Genomic DNA, 21,790 nt, shown 5'->3' with positions numbered 1-21,790 from the left:
TCCTGCAGTCGCTGCGCGACGCTCCAGTCGCACCAGTGCCGGCCGTTCCCGGCGGCCGTCGCGCAGCGACGGCGTGACTGTAGGCGGGGACTTCAGTCCCCGACCGCCCGTTCCATGATGCTTCGGGGACACCAATGAACATGCAGTCGTCCTGAGTCACGAACCGGAGCGATTGCATGTTGGGTGTGTCGTGCCGCCGCGTCGGGGCTTGAAAGCCCCGCCTACGATCCTGCAGTCGCTGCGCGACGCTCCAGGCTCGCCAGCCCCAGCCGTGCCCTGCGTCCGTCGCGCAGCGACTGAATGCGTGTAGGCGGGGACTTCAGTCCCCGACCGCCCGTTCCATGATGCTTCGGGGACACCAATGAACATGCAATCGCCCTGGCTCAACGCCCGCGGAAGCGGGATCGGGCGACCTGCTAGTGGGCGGTCATCGCCGCGGTGGCCTCGGCTTCGGCGTCGTAGTTCCAGATCCAGGCGCGGTCGAGCACCTGATTCCGCATCTGCCGGTCGCGGTCGTCGAGATTTGTGGTGGCTTCGTAGCGGGCGCCGTTGGTGCGGGAGAGCTGCTGCACACCGGCGGTGCGCTCGCGGCGCACGGCCTCATAGACCCGCAGCGACTGCTCCACCATCATCCGGTCCGTCTGGGCCAGAATGGCCGCCAGGGCAACGCCGTCCTCGATGGCCTGGTTCGCGCCCTGGCCGGCGTGTGGCAGCATCGGGTGGGCGGCATCCCCCAGCAAGGTCAAGCGCCCCGCGCTCCAGGTCGGGAGCGGCTCACGGTCGTAGATCCCCCAGCGGAAGCAGGCGCTGACCTGGGCGATGACCTCCCCGACCAGCGGATCCCAGCCGTCAAACTCGGCGGCGAGGCTCGCGGGGTCGCCGGCGGCGGACCATGACTCCTTCATCTGCGTGTCGGTCGGCACGAAGCCGACGTAGTTGAGCAGCTCACCGCCTCGGACGGGATAGACCATGAACCGCTTGCCCGGCCCGAGCCAGTTTCGCATCACACCGACCGGCCAGTTGACGCTCGCCGCCGGGATGATGCCGCGATAGGCCATCGAGCCTGATGGGATGGGCGGCGATGGCTCGACGACGTACTGCTGCAGCAGGAGTGGATGCCGTCCGCTCCGATCACCACGTCCGCCGTCACGCGCTCGCCGTTGGCGAAGGTGACCGTCGCTCCGTGGGCGTCCTGCTCGAAGCCGACGCACCGTCGCCCGGTCTTGACGATGTCGGCCGGCAGCCGGTCCACCAGCATCCCGAGCAGATCGGCGCGGTGCATCCCGAAGAACTCGACCTCGCCGGGCCAGGGCGGCGAGATGAACGTGCCATCCCAGCGCCACAGTTGCGGGTCGCTCCAGCGCGCGCCGTACCGGAGGAGATGGTCTCCGAATCCGAGCCGGCGCAGCATCCGCACGCTGTTGGGCTGCAGCGCGACACCCGCGCCGACCTCGGTCAGGGCAGAGGCCTGCTCGTAGACGCGCACCTCGATGCCCTGGCGGAGCAGTGCGTTTGCGGCAGCCACGCCGCCGATGCCGCCGCCGACAATGGCCACCCGCAATGCCGATGCACTCATGGCGGCACGCCCCCTCCTACGCCATCGTCCCACGCAAGGAGGCCGGTTCGCAAATGATGGCCGTGCGCCGCGCAGCCCGACGCTTTTGCGCGCCAATGCAACCGAGGTGGGCTTGCAGATTCCTGGCAGCGCGTCATTGTGACGCCAACAATCGGAGCACTTGCCGGCATGGCTCGTTCAGGGAGTATGCGGGGTAGGCAGAAGGAGGACGGATGCACGGAGGCCGGATCTGGCTCGTCTCGCGGGTGATGCTGGTGGCAGCGGTGATGCTCGCGGCAGCATCGGGCAGCGGGGTGGCCGCGCCGGGGGGCGACGTGTCAGTAGCCGAGGCCAGCCCCTTCGCAGGCAAGAAGGACGACAAGGACTCGAAGGGGAAGAAGGAGAAGAAGCAGGACGACGACCGTGGCGACGACTTCGTGCTGAACGGGCAGGTGCTGGAGGTCCGCGCCGAGAAAGACCCGCCGGAGCTGATCGTCGGGACGGTGGACGGCCGCACGCTGATTCGGGTGCTGAAGACGGACGAGATCGCGCGGAACGGCGTGGGCGTCGGGGACTACGTCGAGCTGACGGGCGAGAAGATCAACGAGCAGTTGTTCGAGGCGACAGAGATCAGCGTCGGGCAGCGGTTCAGCGGCTCGTCGGAGGAGGCTGCGCCCGCCTCGGCCTCGGACGACGAGGAATCCGGCTCCGACGAGGACTCCGAGGAGCCGTAGGCCGTCCCATGCGCGGCGCGAGTGATTCAGGGCGATCGCACGTTGGGCGGGTCGTGCGGAGAGGTCGGGGCTTGCTGAAGATTGATGATTTCCTGTGGGAAAGGCCCTCACCCCCCTGCCCCCTCTCCCTGTGCGCGGGCGAGGGGGAGGAACGACAGCCTCGTGTGTCTCCCCCTCGCCCGCGCACAGGGAGAGGGGGCAGGGGGGTGAGGGCCTCCAGAGTGACGGACGGAATACGTGGCTATTTCGTCAATCTTCATCAGTCCCCGACTGCTCGTCTTGCCGTGTTCTGGGAACGCTAACGAAGATGCGATACTTCAGGTAGTGGCCTCATACGCAATACCGGAGGAGCGCACGATGGCGATTGAGGCGTACCAGCGCGGCAAGCTGCTCTCACATGACGCGGTCCTGCGCGAGCTCAGTTTGTGAGCCGTCGTCTGGCCTGGGACCAAGCAAGCGCTCTCCAACTACGCGCCTGGCGACGAACTCACATTGCTCGATCTCTGGTCCCGCACGACGGAGATTGACGGCCTGCACTGGCTTGGCATGTCCGTGCGCGACGTGTTCGGGGCCAACCGGACGCCGGCCGCCGCCCCGCTCCTCCTCGCGATCTACGAGCGCGGGCCGTGCTCGATGTGCCGTCACGGCGTCGTCGAGATCCTGCACACGCTCGGCGGGGCGCCCGCGTGGCTCCTTCAGGAGTGCCTGCTCGACGCCTACCCGGGTCTTCGCGAAGACGCAGCAACATGGCTCCGCACAGGCTCCGGATCCGGTCCCGCCGACGTGACAGGTCAGGCCACGTAGACCGGGTCGCCGATCTGGAGCCAGCCCTGCGCCTCGACCGTCGCATAGAGGCCCAGGCAGTTCTCTCGCGAGGCTGCGATCTCGCGCAGCACGGCCGGGTTCTGCCCGCCCAGCTCCGGATCGAGGTTCACGATCATGCAGCGATGATCGCGGCGGATCAGCCGGATGCGGGCTGCCTCCGGGCTGGCCGGGTCCGCGCCGACGATCAACTGCCGGCCAACCCACGATTCCTCGACGAACGGCGCATCGTCGACCGGGGCCAGCACCACGTTCTGGCGGAAGCGGCGGATGTCCAGGTCCGCGCCCACCCGCTCTGCGAGCGCTCGCACCGAAGCCGTCCCGATCACCGAGAGCATCGCCGCGTCCTGCGCGCCCTTGCCCGGGTGCAGCAACTGGAGCGGCGCATCGTACTGGCGCTCCAGCGAGGCCAGCAAGCCTGGACTGTCCACCGGCCAGACCTGCCCCGTGGGCGTCTGCACCATGACCGGCGACTTCCGCGTGTTCTCGTGGTTCGTCAGGGAGGCGTGGTAGCGGACCAGATCCGGCAGGTCGCGGGCTGTCAGCCAGGGGAAGCGCGACAGGTTGCCGGCCTTGACGAAGACGAAGCCACGGTCCACGTCAAAGCCGTGCCACTGTAGCTGCACGCGCTCCAGCGACTCGCCGCCCATCGACTTGACGGGGAACCGGTACAGCCCGGCCACCGTCGCCACCATTGCAGGCGCCATCCCGCCCAGGCCTCCCCCGCCGATCTCCACCCGCGTCGGATGGTAGCACGCCCCGGCAGCCGGCCTTCCCCGAAACCTGAAGCCCAGAACCCGAAACCCTCGCCTCCGACCTGTGGTACACCGGAGGCGTCGTGTGACAGCGCTGCCCGCGACCCATCTTCGCCGCGCCCCACCCGCACGCCGGGGGCGTGGCAGGGAGCGTGACCCAGATGCCAGAGCTGCTGCCTGATGGCCGCTTCGATACCAGCGGCGATCCGTTCCGCGTCGATCCCGCCGCCCTGCTGGCCTCCTGGGGCCGCCGCGTCCGGGCCAACGCCGAGCAGGTGGACCGGTTCGCCGAGCAGCGCAGCCAGGATCATTATGCGCCCGTCGCCAACCGCTTCCGCGTCGATCCTCGCCGCACCGACGATCCCTCCCTGGACGCGCTGCTGACGCTGGCCCGCCCCGACGAGACCTGGCTCGACATCGGTGCGGGCGGCGGCCGGTACGCCCTGCCGCTGGCCCTCAACGTCCGTGAGGTGATCGCCGTCGACCCCTCGCCGGGCATGCTCGGCGTCCTGCGCGAGAGTATGGCCGAGCACAGCATCACCAATTTGCGGGTGGTCGAGGGACGCTGGCCAGCCGCCGCCGATCCGGCACTGCAGGCCGATGTCTCGTTCATCGCGCACGTCGGCTACGACGTCGAGCAGATCGGGCCGTTTCTGGAGGCGATGGAGCGCTCGGCGCGCCGGCTCTGCGTGGCGATGCTGTTCTGGCGTCGGCCGACCTGGGCGATGGACCGGCTCTGGCCAGCCGTCCACGGCGTCGAGCGGGCGCTGCTGCCCGCCATGCGCGAGATGGTGACCCTGTTGATGGCGCGCGGGCGGCCGGTCAGCATCCAGCTGGTCGAGACCATACCGGCCTCTTTCGAAGATCCCGAACAGGTGATCGGTCTGGCCCGGCACCAGACCTGGGTAGCCCCTGGCAGCGAGAAGGACGCCGCCCTGGCGCAAACCATCCGCGAGCGGCTGGTCGAGCGGGACGGCCGCTACGCCTTCGAGTGGACGCCGTCCTACCTGGGGCTGGTGAGCTGGACGCCCCGCCCGGAGCCCATCCCGGACGCGTAGGTCCGAGGCGGCAGGAGGCAGTAGGTTCGAGGCGGCAGGAAGCAGATGCTGCCGCAAACATGCAAGTGTCAATTGTCATCCTGAGCGCAGCGAAGGACCTCACCCGCTGACGCGAATGTTGACGCGCACCCTCGCGCTCGGATTGCCCGGGGATGACATCCCACCCGCTGACGCGAATGTTGACGGTCGGCGGGTGAGATCCTTCACGTCGCTCGCAAGCTCGCTCGTTCAGGATGACATGGTGGAGCATGTGTCAGTCACCACTCGCTGACCACTGACGTCTGACCACTGACGTCTGACCGCTGACCACTGACGTCTGACCACTGACGTCTGACCACTGACGTCTGACCACTGACCGCTGACCACTCGTACACCGTGTGCTTGTCGGCGGGGGGCCGTCTGCCGCATCGTCTCTACGTATGACCGCCCGCCTTGGTCCCTGGCTCGCCGTGTTCCTGCTGACCGTCCTGGCGCTCGCCGTGCGCCTGAACGGCTTCGACTGGCGCGATGGCGGCCTCTCGACCGACGAGGCGCGCGTGGCCCTGGCCGCCCAGGGCGTCTTCCGCACCGGCCTCCCGCTCCTCCCCGCTGGCCCGGACGGCGTCAACGGCCCCGGCCGCCTCTACACACGTGGGCTGGTTACCATCTACGCCACCGTCCCGAGCACCGTCCTCTTCAGCATGCATGACTGGTCCGCTCGGCTCCCAAGCCTGCTGATGGGCGCGCTGCAGGTCCCGTCGATGTTCCTGCTCGGGCGGGCTGTCGGCGGGACGTGGCCCGGGCTGGCGGCAGCGGTGTTCGTGGTGATGGCCGGGCCACTGATCGGCTGGTCGCGGCAGGCATGGCCGCCGGCCGCCTTCGTCCTGCTGCTGACGCTGACCACCTACGCCATGCATCGCGGCTTTGTGCGAGATGAGCCGCGCTGGCAGGTCTGGACGGCATGCGGCTTCCTGGTGACGCTGCTCGCGTACGAGATGGCGATGATCCTGCCGGCCGGCCTCGGGCTGTACCTGCTCGGGCGGCTGGCCCTCCGCGATCCCGGCTGGTGGCAGAAGCGTGCCACGCTGGCCGCCGCCCTGGTGGCCGGGCTGGCGGTGGCGCTGCTGGCCGTCATGGGGCTGGCGCTCCGCTCGGGCACCCTCGCCGGGGCGGACGCCGAGTTCCGCCACTACTTCACGCCGTCGCTGAGTCTCTCGGGCGTCGGCTACTACTGGCGGCAGGTCTGGGGCGGCGCGCTGCCGCTGGCGCTGGTCGCGCTGGCAGGCCTGCTCTGGCAAGTGCGGGGAGGGCTTGCATCCCGACGAACCATGCACGCCGTGCCCACGCACAGCGCGATGTCGGGGGTTGCTCGGCCCGGCAGCGTGCGCGCCCCCGGCCTCCTCCTGGCCCTCCTGTTCGTCGCGCTGCTCGTGCCGACGTTCATCATCCAGACCAAGCAGGAGCAGCAGTACGGCCTGGCCGCCCTGCCCTTCGCCGCGGCGCTCTGGGCCTGGGGTCTCGGCGCCCTGGCCGGCTCGCCAGCCCCACGCTGGGGACAACAGTGGGTGGCGCTGAGCGTCGCCGTCGTCAGTTTCGCGCTCGTCGTCGGCCCGGACACCGTCGCCGCCCTGCGTCCTCAGACCGTCCCCCGCGCCCCGACCTGGCTCGCCGATCTCCGCATCCAGGGCTTCCAACCCCGAGACACCAACATGCTGATACTGGCTGAGTCGCCGCTGGTGACGCAGCTTTACCTCGGCCGGGCCGATTTCTACGTCCATCCTGAGGGGTTCGAGCGGTACGCCTACCAGGATGGCCCGGTCGCCCGCTCGATCTACACACCGGCCGTGCTGCTGAAGCAGGCCGGTGACTTCGAGCAGCTTGTCAACGGGCCGTACGCAGGACGGACCCTCTGGATCGTCGGGCAGGACGACCGCCTGCCCAGGCTGACCCGCCAGATGGACGCCGCGCTCTGGGAGCGGCTCCAGGCGGCGTCCGGCGTCTCCCGGCCGACGCGCGGCTGGTGGATCATGAAGGTGACCCTGCCGGTGTAGTGCCCACCCCCAGGCTGACCGCTGTCGCGCGACTGCTGAGAGGTGACGGCTGACCACTGGCCGCTGATACCTGACGCCCGCCTTCCTCGCGCGGTACGCTTCGGGCTGCTGCCGATGCTGGCGGCTGGGAGGTGCGGTGGTGCGCGACGTGGACGCCGCCGGGGAGCGGACTCCCCGGCTCCGTTTCGGGCTGGCCCTCGACTGGAGCGCCGAGCGCATGCCGCTCGACGCCCTCTTCCGCGAGTACCTGCCGCTGATCCAGCTTGCCGAGCGCCACGGCTTCGAGTCGGTCTGGGTCGGGCAGCACTTCCCGACGCAGGCCGACGAGCTGTCGCACCCGCCCTCGCCGCTGCTCGTGCTGGCCGCGCTTGCGCCGCACACCTCGATGACGCTCGGCACCGGCGTCCTGCTGCTGCCGATGTGGAACCCGATCACCCTGGCCTACGAGGCTGCCGTGCTCGATCAGTTGTGCGGCGGCCGGCTGATCGTCGGCGTGGGGATCGGGCGTCCGCGCGACTGGCGCAAGTTTGGCCTGCCGCGCGAGGTCATCGGGCAGCGGACCGACGAGATGCTGGAGGCGTTGCGCGCCCTCTGGTCCGGCGCGGATGGGTACGCCGGGAGCGCCATCACCTGTCCCGGAGCGATCTGGCCGCGCCCGACGCAGCCGCAGGGGCCGCCCCTCTTCGTCGGCGGCAGCATCGGCCGGGCGATCCGTCGCGCCGCCCGCCTGGGCGACGGCTGGTACGCCGGCAGCACCCATCTCCTGAGCGCCATCGCCGAGACGACGGCCCGCTACCATCAGGAGCTTGTCGCGGCGGGCAAGGATCCAGCCACGGCACGCGTGGCCGCCAACCGCTCGACGGTCATCGCCGAGACGCGCGAGCAGGCGTGGTGCGACGGCGGCCCGTCGCTCGAACAGCTGATGCACACCTATCGGAAGATCGGCGGGACGAAGACGCCGGACGGCCGCGAGCTGACCGAGCAGACCGAGATCCTGCCGCTGGTGGCCGAGGAGAACTGCCTGCTCGGCACGCCCGACGAGGTGGCGGTGCAGTTGGAACGGTACGTCGCGGCCGGTGTGACCGACGTGATGCTGCGGGTAGCGCCCTCTGACATGCCGCTGGAGGTGGGGCGGCGCAGCATCGAGCTGGCCGGCCGGCACATCATCCCGCACTTCCGATGAGCGTGCTCGACGATGCCCGGCCCGGCCCGCGCCTCTACGACGTGACAGTGCCCCTGCGCCCAGGCATGCCGACCTGGGACGGCGAGCCAGGGCCAACCCTCAAACCGCTCAAGCAGATCGGCCTGGACGGCGAGCCGGCCCAGGTCTCCCTGCTGACGCTGGGGACGCACTGCGGCACCCACGTGGATGCCCCCGCCCACTTCATCCCCGGGGGCGCGGGCGTGGACGCGCTGCCCCTGGACGCGCTCGTCGGGCCGTGCCGGGTGATCGAGGTCGATCCCGCTGCCGAGGGCCGCGCCGTCATCGAGCCGGCCGATCTGGCCCCCGCGGCCGGCGGCGTCCAGCGGCTGCTGCTGAAGACCCCGAGCGGCCAGTTCTGGGCCGATCCACCGTTCCGCCGCGACTTCGTCGGGCTGTCTGGCGCGGCGGCCTCCTGGCTGGTAGGGCAGGGAGTGCGGCTGGTCGGCATCGACGAGCTTTCCGTCGATCCGTACGATGCCGATCCGTACGTCGCGCATCTGACGCTGCTCGGGGCGGGCATCGTGATCCTCGAAGGGCTCGATCTCCGCGCTGTGCCGCCCGGAGAGTACGATCTGCTGGCGCTGCCGCTCAGGCTCGACGGCGCAGATGGATCTCCCGCCCGGGTGGTGCTGCGCTCGCTATAACTCCCGGTAGCGCAGAGGCACAGTCGGCAGCAACACAGGACGGAGCAGACGATGACCGTTCGCCGCGCCAAGATCGTCGCCACCATCGGACCGGCTACCGACTCCGAGGAGTCGCTGGAAGCGCTGCTCGCGGCGGGTGTGGACGTGGTCCGCCTCAACTTCTCGCACGGCACCCACCCGGAGCACGCCCGGCGCATCCAGATGGTCCGCGCCGTGGCCGAGCGGCTGCGGCGGCCTATCGCCATCATGCTCGACCTGCAAGGGCCGAAGATCCGGACGGGGACGCTCAAAGACCGCGAGCCGGTCACCCTGACGCGCGGCCAGAGCTTCACGATCACCACCGAGTCGGTCGAGGGCACCGCGCAGTGCGTCTCGACCACCTACCCTGGCCTCCCGAACGACTGCCGCGTCGGCGACACCGTCCTGGTGGACGACGGCAAGATGAAGCTGATCGTCACCCACGTCCGCCCGCCCGAGGTCGAGTTTCAGGTGGTGGATGGCGGCGAGCTCAAGGAGCACAAGGGCATCAACCTGCCGGGGGTGGCCGTCTCCGCCCCGGCCGTCAGCGAGAAGGACGAGGAAGACCTGATCTTCGGGCTGGAGCAGGGGGTTGACCTGGTGGCCCTCAGCTTCGTGCGGGCGGCATCCGACCTCCAGCAGGCGCGGCGGATCATGACGCAGCACGGGCGCACGGTGCCGCTGATCTCCAAGCTGGAGAAGCCGCAGGCCATCGAGCACCTGGACGCCATCCTGGCCGCGAGCGACGGCGTGATGGTGGCGCGCGGCGACCTCGGCGTGGAGCTGGCGCCGGAGGACGTGCCGCCGATCCAGAAGACGATCATCCGCAAGGCCAATCGCCGTGGCATCCCGGTCATCACGGCCACCCAGATGCTCGAATCGATGATCGACAACCCCATGCCGACCCGCGCCGAGGCCTCGGACGTGGCGAACTCGATCTGGGACGGGACGGACGCGGTGATGCTCTCCGGCGAGACGGCCGTCGGGAAGCACCCCGTGGAATCGGTCGAGATGATGCACCGCATCGTGGTGCGGGCCGAAGCGACCATGCTGCACGATCTCGGCGAGGATCGCGGGCGGGTCGGGCATGCCCAGGCGATCTGTCGAGCCGCCACCGGCCTCGCCGAAGACTTGAAGGTCGCCTGCATCGCAGCGTTCACCCGGACCGGCCGGACCGGGCAACTGCTCTCGACGGAGCGCCCGCGTGTCCCGATCTACGTCTTCACGTCAGAAACCGCCGTCTACCGACGGCTGGCGCTCTGGTGGGGGGTCGTCCCGATCTTCGAGCAGTTCTCCACGGACAGCGACGGCATGATCCGCGAGATCGAGGGATCGTTGTTGGCACGGCAGGCGCTCGCCCCGGGGGATCTCGCGGTGGTCGTCGGCGCGCTGCCGTTCCGTCCGGGCGCGCACACCAACTTCGTGAAGCTGCACAGCGTGGGCGCGTCGCGGCGGTAGCATGGCCAACCCCCACCGGGATCGCCGCGCTCCCAGGATCCGCGCAACGCGTCTGCCTGCCTGACGACCGCTTGCTATAGTGCCAGTATGCGGATCGGTATCAACGCGCTTTTTCTCCAGAAGCCGATGGTGGCGGCCGGGCTCCATCTCTACTACTTGCTCGAAGGGCTCGACGCCTACGACCGGCGCAACGAGTACGTGCTGCTCAGCCCGCGCTTCCGCAAGGCATACACCAGCGGCTTTCCGCAGCTGCCGTCCGACCGATTCCGCAACGTCGAGGTCTGGACCAAGATCTCCCGCTTCGGGGACAACGTCGAGAAGCTCTGGTGGGAGCAGATCGGGCTGGTGCAAGCGGCGACCCGTGAGAAGGTCGATCTGCTCCACTGTCCGTATTTCGCCGCGCCGCTGACGCAGACCTGCCCGACCGTGGTCACCATCCACGACGTGATCCCGCTGGTGCTGCCCGAGTACAAGGCGCGCGAGTCGAATCGGCTCTACACCGGCCTGACCTCCTTCACCTCGAAGCGGGCTAACGCGATCATCGCCGTCTCGGAGTGCTCGCGGCGGGATATCGTATCGACGCTCGGCATCCCTGCCGACCGCATCCACGTGATCGGCAACGCCGTCCATCCGAGCTTCCACCCGATCACGGACTCGTGGCTCCTGGCGGCCGTCCGCGAGCGTTACAACATCGCCCGCAAGTACATCCTCTACTTCGGCGGCTTCGACCTGCGGAAGAACGTCCGGCGGATCATCCGCTCGTATGCCGCGCTGCCGGCCCCTCTCCGCGCCGAGTACCAGTTGGTGATTGCCGGGCGGCTGCACCTGCTCGGGCACCCGCTCTACCCCGATCCGCGCCCGCTGGTCCGCGAGCTGGACATGGGCGACCGCATCATCTTCACCGGCCAGATCCGCGAGCAGGACAAGGCCCCGCTCTACAGCGGAGCGACGGCGTTCGTATTCCCCTCGCTGTACGAGGGCTTCGGGATGCCGGTCCTGGAGGCGATGGCCTGCGGCGCGCCGGTCATCACCTCGCGCGTCTCGGCGCTGCCGGAGGTGGTGGGCGACGCTGGCGTGCTGGTCGATCCGTACAGCGAGCCGGCCATCTCGGACGCCCTGGGCGAGCTGCTGACCAGCCCGAAGCGGCGGCAGGATCTGGGACAGCGTGCCCGCGAGCGCTCGCGGATGTTCAGTTGGCGGCAGGTCGCGGAGCAGACGGTGTCCGTCTACGAGCAGGTGGCCGCCGGCGCCTGATTTCGCCCCACCCCTGAAACCCAGAACCAAGAACCCAGGAGCAGCGATGTCTGGCATCAAGGTTGTCCGACCGAACGAGCGGTACACCGGCGCGGTCCAGTCCACGAACATGGCGCGTGAGGCTGGCGTCGCGCCGGAGACGACCGGCTCCACGAGCATCTGGTCTGGCTACGTGACCACGCCGGCCGGCGCGGTGTCTGGCGTCCATCACCACGGCGACTGTGAGACGGCGATCTTCGTGGTGAAGGGGCACGCGCGGTTCCGCTTCGGCCCGAAGCTCGAAAACGCCATCGAGGTCAAGGCCGGCGACTTCCTGTTCGTGCCGCCGTTCGAGATCCACCAGGAAGAGAACCTGAGCGAGACGGAGCCGTGCGAGCTGATCGTGTCGCGCGGGTGCTCGGGCATCATGACGATCAACGTGGACGACCCGCGCGAGTTCTGAGGCCGGCGACGGCGACGGCGACGGCGCCGCGCCCGCTGCTACGGCGTGGTGGCGGGCACCACGGCCCGGAGAGCGTCGTCCGCTTCCTGCAGCAGCCGCTGGCTGTTGCGGCCATATTCGCCGGCCTGCCGAATCAGGGACTGGTGGTCGGCGTCGCTCTCGGTGACCTGGGCACGCATCAGGAGGACCGTCGCCTCGTAAGCCCGGTCCAGCCCGAGCTTGACGGTGCGGTCGTACTGGTCGAGCCGGGTGGTCGGGGTCACCTCGCCAAAGGTGCGCCGCGCCTCGAACAGCTCACGGGTCAGGTTGCCCAACTCGTCGAGCGCGATGCTGTCGAGCTTCCCCTCGCTGGCAATCGCCTGGTACCACGCCAGCATCTCGCGGTACGCCCCGATGCGCTCGCGGAAAGGGCGGGTGGTGTCGAGGTAGGTGCGCTCGTTGGGGTTGAGCGGCCCGGGATCGGCGATGGCCTGGGCGGCGGCAACGCGTGGCGAGAGGCTGAGGCTCACCACGAGCAGGATCAGCAGGTGCAGCCAGAAGCGTGAGGTGAGGCGCATGGGGCGGCTCCGAGGGGGGTCTATCCTGAACGGACGAGCGCTATACTGCGAGTGTAGCCGGTTCCTGACGGATGGGCAGCATCGTGGTCGACCAGTACTGGCGCGGACGCAGCAGTTTCTCCCTGTGCGTCTTCATGGTGCTGGCGCTGTTCTACGGCGGCATCATGCTGGCGTTCGGTCCGCTGACACCCGAGATGCGCATCGAGGGCGCGATCGGGGTGATCCTGGGGCTGTACGTCTGCTCCCACCCGGCGTCCAACGTGCTCGATCTCCTGTTCAGCGACGGCGGCGTCAGCCGGCAGCGGCCAGACGACCAGGGGGGCATCCTCTGGTACGTGCTGAACTTCCTGGTGCTGCTGGCCGGCTGGTTCGCGGTGCTGGTCGGGGTTACCTGCTTCACCACCTGATCCACCGTGCATCGTGTATGCGCCCGGCACATCGTTGACGGTGCGGCGCGCGCTCCCAGGGGGCCTGCTATGCGCCGACCAACGCGATCATCCCCAGCAAGATCACGGCCCAGCCCCCGAGCAGCACCAGCCCGTTGAGGGCCAGCCAGCGGTGTCCCTGGGCCGTGTTCCAGATCGCCTGGGCCGTGAAGCGGTCGCCCATGATGACGTCGATGGCCCGGGCGGCCGGCCCAGAGGTCAGGTAGAGTCCGAGCAGGACGCCGATGGTTCCGTCGGCGACGGCGTTGCCCGTCAGCGTGTCGAGCGTCAGGTAGGCGGCGATGGCAGCAATGGCGACGAGGATGTGCGGCACGGCGCCACGGGTCGAAAGCTGCTGTGTGGCGAGCATGATCGGATCTCCAGCTCTGGGAGCGGCCTGCCTCGCGCGCAGGCCCGCTCCGTCTTATGGCGATTGCGTGTGCGTTCTGGTTGCCCAGCCTCTCGGGGCGGTCAGCCCGGCCTACTGGTAGCGCAGGGCCTCAATCGGATCGAGGAGCGACGCCTTGCGGGCGGGGTACACCCCGAACGCCACGCCGACCAGGGTGGCGAACCCGACCGAGAGCGCGATGGCGTTGAGCGGCACCACCGTGGCCATGCCGATGGTCTTCGGGATCACCAGCACGGTGGCGACGCCCAGGGCCACGCCGACCAGCCCGCCGAGGATCGAGAGCACCACGGCCTCGGTGAGGAACTGGGCCAGAATGTCGCTGGCGCGTGCGCCAATCGACATCCGGATGCCGATCTCGCGGGTGCGCTCCGTCACCGAGACAAGCATGATGTTCATGATCCCGATGCCGCCGACCACCAGCGACACGGCCGCGACGCCACCCAGCAGGTAGGTCATCGTCTTGCTGATGCTGGTGATGGTGCTCAGCATCTCGCTGTTGTTGCGGACCGTGAAATCGTCGCTCGCGCCGGACTGGATCTTGTGGCGTGTCCGCAGCAGCGTGCTCACGTCCGTGGTGATCTGCGAGATCTGCTCCGAGCTGGACGCCTGAATCAGGACCGAGTTGATGCTGCTGGACCCGAACAGGCGGATCTGACCGGCCCGCAGCGGGATGATGACCGTGTCGTCCTGGTCGCCGCCCATGCCCGAGCCCTTCGAGGCCAGGACGCCGACGACGGTGAACGGCACGTTCCGGATGCGGATCTGCTGGCCGACCGGGGTCTCGCCGCCCGGGAAGAGGTTCGTGGCGACCGTCGAGCCGATCAGGGCGACGTTCCGCGCGCCGGTGTTGTCAGCCTCGGTGAAGAACGCGCCCGAGGCCACGGTCCAGTTCTGGATCTGCTGGTACGCTGGCTCGACGGCCTGGATGCGGGTGGACCAGTTCTGGCTGCCCGCGACGAGCTGGGCGCTGCCGGAGACCGTCGCGCTGATGGCCGAGACGCCCTGGACGCTGCTCTCGATCGCTTCGGCGTCTTCGAGCTTCAGCGAGGACTGCGTGCCGGCGCCGCCGCGAATGCCGCTGCTGGACGTGCTGCCGGGCATGATGGTCAGGACGTTTGTGCCGAGGCTCGAGATCTGGGTGGTGATCTGGGCGGTCGATCCCTGGCCCAGCCCCATGATGACGATCACCGAGACCACGCCGATGACGATGCCGAGCGTCGTCAGGATGCTGCGGCTCTTGTTGGCCCGGAGGGCCTCCAGCGCGGAGGGGATGCAGCTTGCGATGCGGCTGAGCATCAGGCCACCTGCCTTTCTGCCTCGTCGTCCTCGTCCTCGGCAGTGGCATCGAGCGCGGTCGGCGTGTCGGCGTCGTCGAGGTGCGCGTGCGGGTCTGTCGGCAGCTTGCGGAGCGCCTCCTCGGCCGACTGCGGGTGCTCGTTGAGACGGTCAGAGATGACGTGGCCGTCGCGGAAGACGACCATCCGCCCGCAGAACGCCGCTACTTCTGGCTCGTGGGTGACCAGCACGATGGTGGAGCCTTCGCGGTTGAGCCGCTGGAGGATCGCCATGATCTCGACGCTCGTGCGGGTGTCGAGCGCTCCCGTCGGCTCGTCGGCCAGGATCAGGCTGGGGTGGTTCACCAGCGCCCGCGCGATGGCCACGCGCTGCTGCTGGCCGCCTGACAGCTCGTTGGGGCGGTGGTGGTAGCGCTCGGCCATGTTGACGGCGGCCAGGGCGGCCATCGCGCGGTCACGGCGCTCGTTGGCCGGCACCTTGGCGTAGACCATCGGCAGCATCACGTTGCCGAGCGCGTCCATCCTGGGCAACAGGTTGTAGCCCTGGAAGATGAATCCGAGCTTCTGGTTGCGGAGGTCGGCGAGGTCGCTGGCCGGCACGGTGGTGACCTCGACGCCGTCAAGCTCGTAGGAGCCGGACATCGGGCGGTCCAGGCAGCCGATCACGTTCATGAACGTGGACTTGCCCGAGCCGGATGGCCCCATGATCGCGACGAACTCGCCGCTGTTGACCGTCAGGGAGACGCTGCGCAGGGCATGCACGGTGGTATCGCCCATCTGGTAGGTCTTACGCAGGTCCGTCACGTGGATGACGGGCACGGGCGCCTGCTCGGTCTGGGTGGTGTCGGCGGCGATGTCGGGAGAGAGCGTAGCCATCGTAGGATGCCCTTCAAACGGTGCTGATTGGGTGCGGGCCGCCGTGATGACGTGCCGCCTGCCTTCCACATTCAGCATCCCACTGGAGCCTGAAGGGGCCAGCCGACAAAGCTGAAGATTTCTTGAGGATCGGGCAGCGCACGCCGGTGCGTATCGACGCTTCGTGCTGACGCTGCCGAGACGCGAGCAAGAGAAAGCCCCCGCTCCCTGGTGGAGCGAGGGCATGTGTCGGCGATCTGCCCGAAGGCTGCCGCTGGCAGCCTGCCGGCGTCCCGCTGCGAACAGCCTGCCGGCGTCCCGCTGCTACTTGGCGACCATCACCTCGGTCGACTTGATGACGGCCCGGACCTGATCCCCGGCCTTCAGCCCCATCGACTCAGCCGACCCACGCGTGATGGCCGAAACGACCTCCAGCCCGTTGACGTCGATTACGACCTCGGCCATGACCGTCCCGAGCTTGACCGACTTGACGGTTCCGGGCAGCTGGTTGCGAGCGCTCAGCTCCATGGAGATCTCTCCTTCTGTTGTGTCGCTGTTGATAGTGTACGTGTCCCGCGCACCGGACAACGTGGCCCACCGGGGATGGCGCCTGATGCACATCCTTGCGATGCCACAGCACCGGGGTATCCTCTTGCTGGCAGTGACAGCCGCACCTGCCTCGAACACGCCTGTGCGTCTGGGGAGTTGTCGATGTTGACCGAGGCCACCACGCCGCCACTGGATCTGCTGCTGACCGGCGGCACCGCGATCGATCCGAGCCAGGGGCTGCACGCGAAAAAGGACATCGGCATCGCCCAGGGGCGCATCGCGTTCGTCGAGGACCGGATCCCGACCGCCCGGGCGCGGCAGGTGGTGGACTGCTCGGGGCTGATCGTCACGCCGGGGCTGGTGGATCTCCACGTCCACGTCTACGAGGGGGCCTCGCACTACGGCATCGAGGTCGATTCGACCTGCCTCCAGACCGGCGCGACCACCGTGCTCGACCTCGGCTCGGCCGGCGCGTGGACGTTCTCCGGGTTCCGCCGGTCCGTCATCGACGTGGCCCAGACGCGCGTCTACGCCCTGCTGAACCTCTCGACGACCGGCATGGTCTCGCCGGTGGTCGGCGAGCTTGAGGACATCCGCAACGTGGACAACGCCCTCACGTCGCGCGTGTTCCGCGCCAACCGTGACGTGGTCAAGGGGATCAAGCTGCGCCTGAGCACGCCGCTGGTGGGCAAGAACGGCGCGGAGGCGTTGCGCCTCGCCCGTGAGCTGTGCGACGATCTGGGCGTGCCGCTGGTGATCCACCCGGGCGCCACCGAGATCAGCATCGCGCAGATCGTGGAGAGCATGACGGCCGGCGACGTGCTGACCCACGCCTATCATGGCAACACCGAGGGGTCGCTGGACGAGAACGGGAAGATCCGCAGCGAGGTCCGTGCCGCTGCCGACCGTGGCGTGCTGTTCGACGTGGGGCACGGGCGCGGCAGCTTCTCCTGGGACGTGGCCGAGCGGGCGATGGGCCAGGGGTTCATCGCGAACACGATCAGCAGTGACCTGCACGTCTACAACCTGCACGGCCCCGTCTTCGACCTCGCGACCACGGTCATGAAGTTCGTGCATCTCGGGCTGACGCTGGACGAGGCCATCGCCCGGGCGACGCTCTACCCGGCGCAGGCGATGGGCATCGCGGCCGAGGTTGGCGGGCTGCGGGTCGGGATGGCCGGCGACGTGGCGGCGTTCGCGCTGGAGGAGGGCACGTTCACCTTCTACGACTCCGGCGACGTCGAGCGGACGGCCCGTCAGCACCTGTTCCCGAAAGTCGTCGTCAAGGGCGGCACGGTCGTGCGCTGCTCGCTGGATCACTGAGCGAGGTCGCGAGCATGTCACCTGCCGTGCCGGAGCCGATCCGCCAGACGATGCAGGCCCTGGCCGCGCGGCTGTCAGGTGCGCTCGGAGGGCGGCTGCTGGGCGTCTACCTGGGCGGATCGGCCAGCCTCGACGACTTCGCAGCGGCCTCCAGTGACCTTGACTTCCTGGTCGTGACGGACGGCCCGCTGACTGAGGGCGATCTGGCGGCGGTCGCGGCGATCCACGAGGCGCTCAGAGGAGAGACGCCGCTCGGGGATCGTCTGGAGGGCGACTACGCCCCGCATGATGTGCTCGTGCCAGCGGGGACGCTCGTGCCGGTGCCGGAGGTCCGGGCTGGACTTCTGAACCCGGACCCCGGCGCGATCATGCTGTCAGCCGACAATATCGCCAACATGCGGGCGCATGGGCTGACGTTCCTCGGCCCGGAGCCGCCTGCCCTGCTGCCAGAAGCGACGGATGACGACGTGCGCGCAGCCGTCCGCGAGATGCTTGACGATGGCCCCGAAACGCCTGAGACGCCTGCGGAGGCCGCCGCTGAGATCCTGAACCTCGTGCGGTCACTGTGGGCGCTGGAGTCCGGCCGTCCCACCACGAAGTCGGAGGGGGCGGCCTGGGCGCTGGCGCAGTTGGATGAGCGCTGGCATCCGGCGCTGCGGGCGGCGCTGGCCGTCAGGAACGGCCAGGCCAGCGCCGCCGACGAGGCGACGGTCCTCCAGAGCCTTGCGCCAATGTACCGGGCGCTCTGGCCGGGCGCGTAGCAGAACTCGGCCCAAGAGCGTCAGGCAAACCCCCGCATGACGTCGGCCGAAACCCGGAGCCCGCCTCTCAGACGCCCTGGACGATCAGGATCAGCCCGGTCGCGGCGAGGTTCGCCAGCATGTGCGAGATCGCTGTGACGCGCCAGCCGAGCCGGCCGCCATCTCCACCGCCGGCCCGGTGCGCCACGTAGCCGAGCGCCAGCCCGCCGACGAACAGGGCGAGCAGCCGCCCGAGTGACGCATCGACGATGGCGTGCTTCAGCGAGAACAGGAACGCCGTCGTCAAGAGCGCCGGCAGGATGCCCCAGGCGAGCAACAGCCGGGGCTGGATCATGCCGCGCCAGAGCCGCTCCTCGGCCAGCGGGATGACGATGCCGTTGACCGTCATCAGCGCGGCGATGGTCAGCGGCGTTGCCAGCCCGGTCAGGAGATGCACGTCAGACGGCGGAGCGCTGTACGAGGGGAGCGTCACCGATCCCCAGAGGGCCACGTCGAGCGGCATCAGGATGACCACCAGCAGCAGAAAGGCGACGCCTCCGCCGAGGGCCAGCCACGACCAGCTTTGCCCGAAGACGTCGAGCAGGGCACGCCCCAGTACGGCTGGCGTCCGCTCGTAGGCCGCGGCGGTGACGAGGATGAGCAGGCCGTAGCAGAGCGCCGAGGCCAGCATGTCGTTGACCATCGGCGCGCCGATGAGCGGCAGGATCGGGGCGAGCACGTGGCGCGCAAGATACTCGGCGACGACGATCAGCAGCGCCAGCCCGAGGGCGACTCCGGCAGCGGAGCCAGTCGAGAAGCCTGACGGGTGCGCGTGGGTGACGTCGTCCGGTGCGAGGGCAGTGGGTGCGTGGGACATACCTGTATTCCTGGGGTGGAGTTGACTGACAAGGCATCGTGGGCCCGTCGTGCATGCGGGCGCTTCCTTCTGAGGCCCCTGCGAAGATGCCCCGCAGAATGTGGACCAGGGTGCGCGCATCCGTCGCATGGGTGATGGCGCGCACCCGGCGTGTCATCCCTGGCTGGGCGCTGCGGCGCTGACCGGGCAGCGCCGCAGCGACCGATGGTGCGGCAGCCGGCCCCCCGCATCGGGTACCGTTCTCCCGATGGCGTGCTGCCACCAGACCGGGCGCTCCATGCGCCACCGCTGAGTTGTGGGAGAAGACCGATGAAGCTGTGCTACGCGCTGCGGCGTGGCGTGTTCTACCCCAGCACCCAGGATCTCTTCGGGACAATGCCGCCGAAAGAGCACCGCGCAGGGTATCTGAAGGTGGTGAAGTCGTACGGGTTCGACGGCGTCGAGATCCCGGCGGCGAGCCAGCAGGAGATCGAGGCTGGCGCGGCGAAGGCTTTCGGGCAGGAGTTGAAGGACGCCGGCCTGCCGGCCCTCTGCGTGCGCGCGGGCGGCCCCATCGCCCACCACACGGCCGGCGCCGATGCCCGCGAGCGGCTCGAGCGCGCGATCAAGCTGGCGGCGGCGCTCGGCGCGACGGTCGTCAATACGACGTTCGTGACGCCCGCCACCAATCCTGGCGGCCTCGGCTCGGACCGGCGCGGCGAGGTGATCTCGCAGGGTTCGAGCCGGCAGGCCAGCGAGGCCGATTTCGAGGCGACGGCAAAGCAGCTGCGCCACTACGGGAAGATGGCCGCCGACCACGGGCTGGACATCTCGATTGAGGTGCACCAGGGCTCCATCGCCGACAACTCGACGACAACTCTCCACCTGTTGGATCTCGTCGGGCTGGACAACGTCGGTGCGAACCCTGACCTCGGGAACGTCCTCTGGCACTACGAGTTCCCCGAGGAGACCAGCGAGCAGGCGATTGTCGCGCTGGCGCCGCGCTCGACGTACTGGCACTGCAAGAACCTGCGCCGGCTCCACATCCCGGAGCTGAACAAGTCCTGGTACATCCGGGTGCCGCTGGACGACGGCGACATCGACTACCGCTTCGCGATCTCGGCAATGGTGGACGCTGGCTACAGCGGCTACCTGGCCGTCGAGGGCGCGCAGGTGGGCGACCAGCTGACGCTCGACAGGCGCAGCGTGGACTACGTGCGCGGCATCCTCGCGGAGCTGGGCCAGTAGCGGGCGAGGTTTCAGTTGTCAATCATCAGTTGTCAGAGGGAGACGCGTTGCCCGCGCTCCTGAAAACTGATCGCTGACAACTGAAGGCTTTTCACCGACAACTCCACGTCAAGATCACTTCGCGGCCGGGGACTGTCCAGCGTGGGCGGAACCCGGCCGCGTCATGCTCGAACAGCTCATCGAAGCGGGCCACGACACGGGCGCGGGCCGCCACATCGAGCGACGGTTCGAGCGGCCAGAACGCCCACTGATGGCCACGCAACTGCGCCATCGCCAGATCGACGGCTGCCTCGTAGGTCGGGGCGGCGTCCGTGGTCATCGGCATCATCGGCAGGTGGTGCACCTCCGGCTCGATGCCCATCTCCTGAAGCACGTCCAGCAGCTCGGCGTGCCCAGGCACGACCTCGGACGGCTCCTCGTAGGCGACCTCGAAGACGAGGCGGTTGCGCGAGGGCGGCGGCGGGTCCCCCACCCCCATGATGACGCGCTGCGAGGCCGCGCGCGTCAGTTTGAGGATGAACGCCTCGATCTCCCGCGTCAGGTAGGTAACGTGGTTGACCAGCGCGACGGTACCATCCGGGGGCGGCTCCAGGGTCAGCCAGTCCCCGTGAATGGCGATGGCGTTGTGGATGCCGGCGTGCCGGGCGTTCAGCCTGAAGGCGTGGAGCATGGTGACCGACGGATCGACGTTGACGACCTCCCGGCAGCGCAAGGCGACCGGCAGGCCGTTGCGCCCGCCGCCACCGCCGACGTCCACCACGACATCCTCGGGGTCCAGGTAGGAGACGATCAGCTCAAGGGTCGGGTCGAGCGGGCGGCGCGGATCGGTCTTCGTCAGCGGGTGATCGGGGCGCAAGTCGGCGAACGGATCGCCGGGCGGGGAGTGGCCGCGCAGGCGTGCGCGCTGCGCCAGCACGGCGTCGACGCGCGCAGCGTAGTGCTCGATGGCCGACATGGACACCTCCCGTGCAGTCCAGTGTACCGTGCCGCATGAGCGAGTCTTCAGTTGTCAGTGGAAAGGCGTCGGGCATGTGTCCGACCAGAACTGCCGTCGCTCCCACTGAAAACTGACAACTGCTCACTGACTACTTCATCGCTCGTCCCCTTCGCCGGGTGCGTGGGCGCGTTGGGTGCACGCGCGAGGCGGTCAGCCGGCGTTCTGACGCTCGCGGCACGCGCTGCCCACGGTCGATCTGCCACGGGGATGGTAGCCGCGGGGCGATTGCCTGTTCATTGGTATCCCCGAAGCATCACGGAACGGGCGGTCGGGGACTGAAGTCCCCGCCTACAGTCACACCGTCGCTGCGCGACGGCCGTCGGGAACGGCTGGGGCTGGCGAGCCTGGAGCGTCGCGCAGCGACTGCAGGAGCGTAGGCGGGGCTTTCAAGCCCCGACGCGGCGGCACGACGACATCAACATGCAATCGCCCTGCGGTCACGTGCAGGGCGATTGCATGTTCATTGGTGTACCCGAAGCATCACAGAACGGGCGGTCGGGGACTGAAGTCCCCGCCTACAGTCATTCAGTCGCTGCGCGACGGACACCGGGCACGGACAGGG

The 21,790-nt window shown here is 68.9% G+C and carries 21 protein-coding genes and 1 pseudogene; 13 read left to right on the top strand and 9 right to left on the bottom strand.

From position 1 onward, the window contains the following. Window positions 1-416: 416 nt before the first annotated feature. Window positions 417-1,561: pseudogene (locus tag IT306_31595) on the bottom strand (FAD-dependent monooxygenase). A gap of 227 nt (window positions 1,562-1,788) precedes the next feature. On the opposite strand from IT306_31595, the gene IT306_31590 reads away from it, so the two are divergent. After that, window positions 1,789-2,289, top strand: a complete 501-nt coding sequence (locus IT306_31590) for a hypothetical protein (protein MCC7372999.1) — start codon at window positions 1,789-1,791, stop codon at window positions 2,287-2,289. A gap of 492 nt (window positions 2,290-2,781) precedes the next feature. Continuing rightward, on the top strand, window positions 2,782-3,093 hold the full coding sequence (locus IT306_31585; GenBank protein MCC7372998.1) for a hypothetical protein: 312 nt from the start codon (window positions 2,782-2,784) through the stop codon (window positions 3,091-3,093). On the opposite strand, the gene IT306_31580 is transcribed toward IT306_31585, so the two are convergent. After that, the gene (locus IT306_31580; GenBank protein ID MCC7372997.1) at window positions 3,081-3,818 is read right to left on the bottom strand and encodes an MOSC domain-containing protein; all 738 of its coding nucleotides are present in this window, start codon (window positions 3,816-3,818) and stop codon (window positions 3,081-3,083) included. The genes IT306_31585 and IT306_31580 overlap by 13 nt on opposite strands. Window positions 3,819-4,027: 209 nt before the next feature. Here IT306_31580 and IT306_31575 point away from each other — a divergent pair, with 209 nt between their 5' ends. The 7 genes from IT306_31575 (at window position 4,028) to IT306_31545 (ending at window position 11,974) form a co-directional block, all read left to right on the top strand. Continuing rightward, window positions 4,028-4,924 (top strand): methyltransferase domain-containing protein, encoded by an 897-nt coding sequence (locus tag IT306_31575; protein ID MCC7372996.1) that lies wholly within the window; start codon window positions 4,028-4,030, stop codon window positions 4,922-4,924. 419 nt (window positions 4,925-5,343) lie between these two features. Beyond that, complete coding sequence (locus tag IT306_31570; GenBank protein ID MCC7372995.1) at window positions 5,344-6,954, top strand: glycosyltransferase family 39 protein; 1,611 nt, start codon at window positions 5,344-5,346, stop codon at window positions 6,952-6,954. Between the two features lie 136 nt (window positions 6,955-7,090). Continuing rightward, entirely contained in the window at window positions 7,091-8,137 is a 1,047-nt protein-coding gene (locus IT306_31565; GenBank protein ID MCC7372994.1) for an LLM class flavin-dependent oxidoreductase, read from the top strand. Beyond that, a complete protein-coding gene (locus IT306_31560) occupies window positions 8,134-8,802 on the top strand; it encodes a cyclase family protein (GenBank protein ID MCC7372993.1) in 669 nt (222 codons plus the stop codon). The genes IT306_31565 and IT306_31560 overlap by 4 nt, the downstream gene beginning before the upstream one ends. Window positions 8,803-8,853: 51 nt before the next feature. After that, the gene (pyk, locus tag IT306_31555) at window positions 8,854-10,278 is read left to right on the top strand and encodes a pyruvate kinase (GenBank protein ID MCC7372992.1); all 1,425 of its coding nucleotides are present in this window, start codon (window positions 8,854-8,856) and stop codon (window positions 10,276-10,278) included. An 87-nt stretch (window positions 10,279-10,365) separates the two neighbouring features. Continuing rightward, the gene (locus IT306_31550) at window positions 10,366-11,532 is read left to right on the top strand and encodes a glycosyltransferase family 4 protein (protein ID MCC7372991.1); all 1,167 of its coding nucleotides are present in this window, start codon (window positions 10,366-10,368) and stop codon (window positions 11,530-11,532) included. A gap of 46 nt (window positions 11,533-11,578) precedes the next feature. Beyond that, a complete protein-coding gene (locus IT306_31545) occupies window positions 11,579-11,974 on the top strand; it encodes a cupin domain-containing protein (GenBank protein ID MCC7372990.1) in 396 nt (131 codons plus the stop codon). A 38-nt stretch (window positions 11,975-12,012) separates the two neighbouring features. Here IT306_31545 and IT306_31540 read toward each other — a convergent pair whose 3' ends face one another. Next, window positions 12,013-12,531: a hypothetical protein gene (locus IT306_31540; protein MCC7372989.1), complete on the bottom strand. Its 519-nt coding sequence runs from the start codon at window positions 12,529-12,531 to the stop codon at window positions 12,013-12,015. A gap of 83 nt (window positions 12,532-12,614) precedes the next feature. Here IT306_31540 and IT306_31535 point away from each other — a divergent pair, with 83 nt between their 5' ends. After that, a complete protein-coding gene (locus tag IT306_31535) occupies window positions 12,615-12,938 on the top strand; it encodes a hypothetical protein (GenBank protein MCC7372988.1) in 324 nt (107 codons plus the stop codon). A gap of 67 nt (window positions 12,939-13,005) precedes the next feature. Here IT306_31535 and IT306_31530 read toward each other — a convergent pair whose 3' ends face one another. The 4 genes from IT306_31530 to IT306_31515 form a co-directional block, all read right to left on the bottom strand. Then, window positions 13,006-13,326, bottom strand: a complete 321-nt coding sequence (locus IT306_31530; protein ID MCC7372987.1) for a hypothetical protein — start codon at window positions 13,324-13,326, stop codon at window positions 13,006-13,008. A gap of 111 nt (window positions 13,327-13,437) precedes the next feature. Next, a complete protein-coding gene (locus tag IT306_31525) occupies window positions 13,438-14,661 on the bottom strand; it encodes an ABC transporter permease (GenBank protein MCC7372986.1) in 1,224 nt (407 codons plus the stop codon). After that, window positions 14,661-15,536 (bottom strand): ABC transporter ATP-binding protein, encoded by an 876-nt coding sequence (locus IT306_31520; GenBank protein ID MCC7372985.1) that lies wholly within the window; start codon window positions 15,534-15,536, stop codon window positions 14,661-14,663. Before IT306_31520 ends, IT306_31525 begins: the two co-directional genes overlap by 1 nt. 303 nt (window positions 15,537-15,839) lie before the next feature. Then, on the bottom strand, window positions 15,840-16,043 hold the full coding sequence (locus IT306_31515; protein MCC7372984.1) for a TOBE domain-containing protein: 204 nt from the start codon (window positions 16,041-16,043) through the stop codon (window positions 15,840-15,842). 183 nt (window positions 16,044-16,226) lie between these two features. Between IT306_31515 and IT306_31510 the strand changes: the two genes are divergently transcribed. Both IT306_31510 and IT306_31505 read left to right on the top strand, forming a co-directional pair. After that, on the top strand, window positions 16,227-17,387 hold the full coding sequence (locus IT306_31510) for an amidohydrolase/deacetylase family metallohydrolase (protein MCC7372983.1): 1,161 nt from the start codon (window positions 16,227-16,229) through the stop codon (window positions 17,385-17,387). A gap of 14 nt (window positions 17,388-17,401) precedes the next feature. After that, window positions 17,402-18,148, top strand: coding sequence for a DUF4111 domain-containing protein (locus IT306_31505; GenBank protein ID MCC7372982.1), 747 nt, complete (start codon window positions 17,402-17,404; stop codon window positions 18,146-18,148). Between the two features lie 67 nt (window positions 18,149-18,215). On the opposite strand, the gene IT306_31500 is transcribed toward IT306_31505, so the two are convergent. Continuing rightward, window positions 18,216-19,004 carry a CPBP family intramembrane metalloprotease gene (locus IT306_31500; GenBank protein ID MCC7372981.1) on the bottom strand — a complete coding sequence of 263 codons (789 nt, stop codon included), beginning with the start codon at window positions 19,002-19,004 and terminating at the stop codon, window positions 18,216-18,218. Between the two features lie 309 nt (window positions 19,005-19,313). Between IT306_31500 and IT306_31495 the strand changes: the two genes are divergently transcribed. Then, window positions 19,314-20,231 (top strand): sugar phosphate isomerase/epimerase, encoded by a 918-nt coding sequence (locus tag IT306_31495; protein ID MCC7372980.1) that lies wholly within the window; start codon window positions 19,314-19,316, stop codon window positions 20,229-20,231. 91 nt (window positions 20,232-20,322) lie between these two features. Here the strand turns inward: IT306_31495 and IT306_31490 are convergent, their stop codons facing one another. Continuing rightward, a complete protein-coding gene (locus IT306_31490; protein ID MCC7372979.1) occupies window positions 20,323-21,186 on the bottom strand; it encodes a methyltransferase domain-containing protein in 864 nt (287 codons plus the stop codon). Window positions 21,187-21,790 lie beyond the last annotated feature (604 nt).

It is taken from the genome of Chloroflexota bacterium (assembly GCA_020850535.1).
GTDB lineage: Bacteria > Chloroflexota > UBA6077 > UBA6077 > JACCZL01 > JADZEM01.
Note: the sequence above shows the minus strand (reverse complement) of the source record. Positions and strands in the feature narration are given on the sequence as shown.